The 3955-nt window shown below is 69.6% G+C and carries 2 protein-coding genes; both read left to right on the top strand.

Translation table 11 applies throughout. The features are described from left to right. Positions 1–186 precede the first annotated feature (186 nt). Complete coding sequence (locus tag KGQ19_RS47775) at positions 187–1962, top strand: DUF2142 domain-containing protein (RefSeq protein WP_212022174.1); 1776 nt, start codon at positions 187–189, stop codon at positions 1960–1962. 59 nt (positions 1963–2021) lie between these two features. After that, positions 2022–3584 (top strand): NAD(P)/FAD-dependent oxidoreductase, encoded by a 1563-nt coding sequence (locus tag KGQ19_RS47770; protein WP_212022173.1) that lies wholly within the window; start codon positions 2022–2024, stop codon positions 3582–3584. The last annotated feature ends 371 nt before the right edge of the window (positions 3585–3955 follow it).

Here is a 3955-nt window from a genome sequence, read left to right as displayed (position 1 = left end):
GCGGACGGGGAAGCGCACCGACGATGCATAACGAGCCACCCCCGCCGCGGCATCGGTTGCTGCGCCGAACGGCTCGGATGTTCACCGCTTCCGGTGATCCGTGGGTGTTCGCGGCGCCGGGCGGGCGGGGCGTGGTCTAGCGTCCGCAGGACATCCCCCGCCCCGCCTGTTTCAGGAGGCTGACCCGTGTCCCGGACCGTGTCCCCGTGGCGGCGACCGGCGTTCGCCCGCCGCACCTGGCTGCCGGCCTTCGCCGCGTTCGCCCTGTTGGCCGTGGCCTGGTCGCTGGCGATGCCGGCGGACGGCACCACCGACGAGCGCCAGCACCTGGAGCGCGCCTACGGCGCGGTGACCGGGCACCTGCTCGCCCCGCAGGCCCTGGACCCCCTGGTGCATCGCCCGGGTGCGGCCTTCGAGGTCCCCAAGAGCCTGCTGCCGCCGAACGCGCTGTGCGTCTACTTCCCGAACTACCACCAGACCGAGAGCTGGGTCGCCCGCGCGGCCAGCTGCCAGCACCCGGCCCCGGACGACCACGCCAAGGTGCGGGTGGTGTCCTGGGTGGGGCGCTACAACCCGCTGTTCTACCTGGGGGTCGGCGGCCCGCTGCGGTTCTGGCCGGACATGAAGGGGATCCTGCTCAGCCGGATCCTGGCCGCGCTGTTCTCCTCGGCCTTCGCCGCGGCCGCGGCGGTGGTGGCGATCCGCACCCGGCGCCCGCTGCTGCTCGCGGCGCTGCTGACGGTGCTGACGCCGACCACCGTCGCGCTCAGCTCGACGGTGAACCCGAACGGGATCGAGATCACGGCGGCGCTGCTGCTGTGGGTGTGCCTGGTGGATCTGGCGCGGCCGGCTTCCGCTCGGTGGGCGGTGCCGGCCGGCGGGTCGGGGCGGCGAGTGGTTTCCCCGGTGCCCGCCGCCGATCCGGTCTCGCCTTCTTCGCATCCTTCGTATCCTTCGCATTCTTCGGCCTCCTCGCTTTCTTCGGCTTCTGCGACGCCGACCGGCGTTCTGGCGCGATTTCGTAACGCAATGCGTCTCGACTCCGACTCCGCAGCCGTCTCCCAGCCCGCTCTCCTGGCCCTGGCCGCCATCTCCGGTGCCGTCGTCCTCACCGTCCGCGCCGAGGGCCCGTTCTGGTTCGCCCTGGCCCTGGGCGGCTCGCTGGCCGCCGCCGAGCCCGGCCGTGTCAAGGAGTTGCTTCGCTGGCGCACCGCGCGCCTGGTGGCCGTGGCCTGGGCCGTGATCGGTCTGCTGGCGGTGGCCTGGGACGTGGTCTCGGGCAACAACAAGGTCACCCAGACCCTCATCGCCACCCACCCCGCCGACCACCGGGTCCTCACCCTGCTCCGGATCATCGCCGTGAACCGGGTCGGCGGCTGGTTCACCGAGGCCTTCGCGCTGGACGTGCAGGCGCCGTGGGCGCCGATGCTGTGGGCGGTGCTGGCCGCCGTGGTGCTGATCCCGCTGGCGATGGTGCGCAGTCGCCGGGTGGTGGCCGTCGCGCTGGCGGTGGCGGCGGCCTCGCTCGGCATCACCGTGGTGCTGGAGATCAAGTACCTCGGCACCCTCGGCTGGTCCCAGTACGGCCGCTACTTCCTGCCCGGCCTGGCCGGCACCGCGGTGCTGCTGGCCTCCGGGCCGGTCGCGGAACTGCCGCCGGTGCTGCGCCGCCGGATCCCGCGGCTGTTCGCCGTCGGGGCCGCGTTCTGCCAGCTCTGGGTGCTGGTGGTGGAGATGACCCGGGTCCAGGCCGGTCCCTACGCCCCGCTGAACCCCTTCGCAGGCTCCTGGCACCCTGCGGTCGGCTCGCTCACGGTGCTGGCCGTCGCGACCCTGGGGGCGGCCGCGCTGATCGCGTTGGTGTGGACCGCCACGGCCGTCGAGACCGCCGCCGACACGGCCGCTCCGGTCGTTCCGGCCCCGGCCGAACCCCAGGTGGTACCCGAACCGGCAAACTCCTGATTCCATCACCTAATGGCGTAAAACGCGTTACTCGGGGCTCAGGGGATCGTTGGTGCGTCGTGTCAACAATCTCTTCACAAGCGCCAGAATCCGGACAGGACGCGCCCGAAGCGCCCGCCGTCGTCATCATCGGAGCCGGGCCGGCCGGGCTGACCGCCGCCTACGAGCTCGTCAAGTCCGGGGTGCGGCCTTCCGTCTTCGAGGCCGACGACGTGGTCGGCGGCATCAGCCGCACCGTGGAGCGCGGCGGTTGGCGCTTCGACATCGGCGGCCACCGCTTCTTCACCAAGGCCGGGCCGGTCGAGGCGTTGTGGCACGAGATCCTGCCCGACGAGGACTTCCTGATGCGGCCGCGGATGAGCCGCATCCACTACCGCGGCAAGCTGTTCGACTACCCGCTCAAGGCCGGAAACGCGCTGTCCGGACTGGGCCTGGTCGAGGCCGCGCGCTGCGTCGGATCCTATGTGTGGGCGCAGATCAAGCCGCCGAAGGACCAGACCAAGTTCGAAGGCTGGGTGGCCGCGCGCTTCGGCTTCCGGCTCTACTCGATCTTCTTCAAGACCTATACCGAGAAGGTGTGGGGCATGCCGGCCAACGAGATCGAGGCCGACTGGGCCGCGCAGCGGATCAAGAACCTGTCGCTGTTCAAGGCGGTGGTCAACGCCATCACGCCGAGGCGCAACCAGAAGCAGATCACCAGCCTGATCGAGCAGTTCCAGTACCCGAAGTACGGCCCCGGCATGATGTGGGAGCGCTGCCGCGACCTGGTCACCGACGGCGGCGGCTCGGTCGTGATGAACACCTGGGTCCAGACCGTGCACCGCGCCGAGGGCGGCGCCGTCGCGGTGACGGTGAAGAACGCCGCCGGCGAGCGCACCGCCCCGGCCGACCACGTGGTCTCCTCCATGCCGATCTCGGCCCTGGTCCGCGCCATGGACCCCCCGGCCCCCGCCGAAGTCCTGGCCGCCGCCGACGACCTCCGCTACCGCGACTTCCTCACCGTCGCCCTGGTGGTCCCCGAATCCGCCGGCTTCCCCGACAACTGGATCTACATCCACACCCCCGGCGTCCGCGTCGGCCGAATCCAGAACTTCGGCTCCTGGTCCCCCTACCTGGTCAAGGAAGGACGCACCTGCCTGGGCCTGGAGTACTTCGTCTCCGAAGGCGACGACCTGTGGGAAGCCGCCGACGACGTCCTGATCAAGCAGGGAGCCCAGGAACTGGAAGCCCTCGGCCTGGTCTCCGCGGACGCCGTCGAGGAAGGCTACGTGGTGCGCATGCCGAAGGCCTACCCGGTCTACGACGAGTACTACCGCGGCAACGTCGAGGTGATCCGCGAGTGGCTGGCCCGCGAGGTCCCGAACGTCCACCCCGTCGGCCGCAACGGCATGCACCGCTACAACAACCAGGACCACTCGATGATGACGGCGATGCTCACCGCCGAGAACATCGCCACCGGCAGCACACACGACGTGTGGTCGGTGAATGTCGAGGAGGAGTACCACGAGGAGGGGGCGGAGCAGAAGGCCTCGGGGGGCTCGGGCGGCTCGGGCACTGGGCGTGACGCGCCGATTTTGCCGAGGCGGCGGGCTGAGCAGACGCAGCCTAGTCAGAAGGTTTGAGCGGGGAGTAGTTAGGCAGTAAGCAGTAAGCAGTACACGAGAATGCCGCGGGATCCGGATGGATTCTGCGGCATTCTTGTTTTCGTGGCTGGTGCGGCTGGTCTTGGGGTGGCAGTTCGGGGTTCGGGTGGGTTTTGGTTTGTGACTTGCGGTTTGCTTGTGGATTAAAGAGCTTTTTACGGCCTTCGGTCATAGTTGTGCCGGTTCGGGGTTCGGGGTGGCGAGTCGTGTTTGTCGGCTGCCGGTTCGCGCGTTCACAACCCCGCCCCACCTCAGGCCTCTTCAACTCCAGTAAGCCAGCGCAAGGGCAAGATCAAAGTCAAGATCAAGGTCAAGAGCTGTGGTGAAGGGCCGGGCCTCCGGCGGGCCTC

The organism is Catenulispora pinistramenti, assembly GCF_018274385.1.
GTDB lineage: Bacteria > Actinomycetota > Actinomycetes > Streptomycetales > Catenulisporaceae > Catenulispora > Catenulispora pinistramenti.
This window is presented reverse-complemented; position numbering and strand designations above follow the sequence as displayed.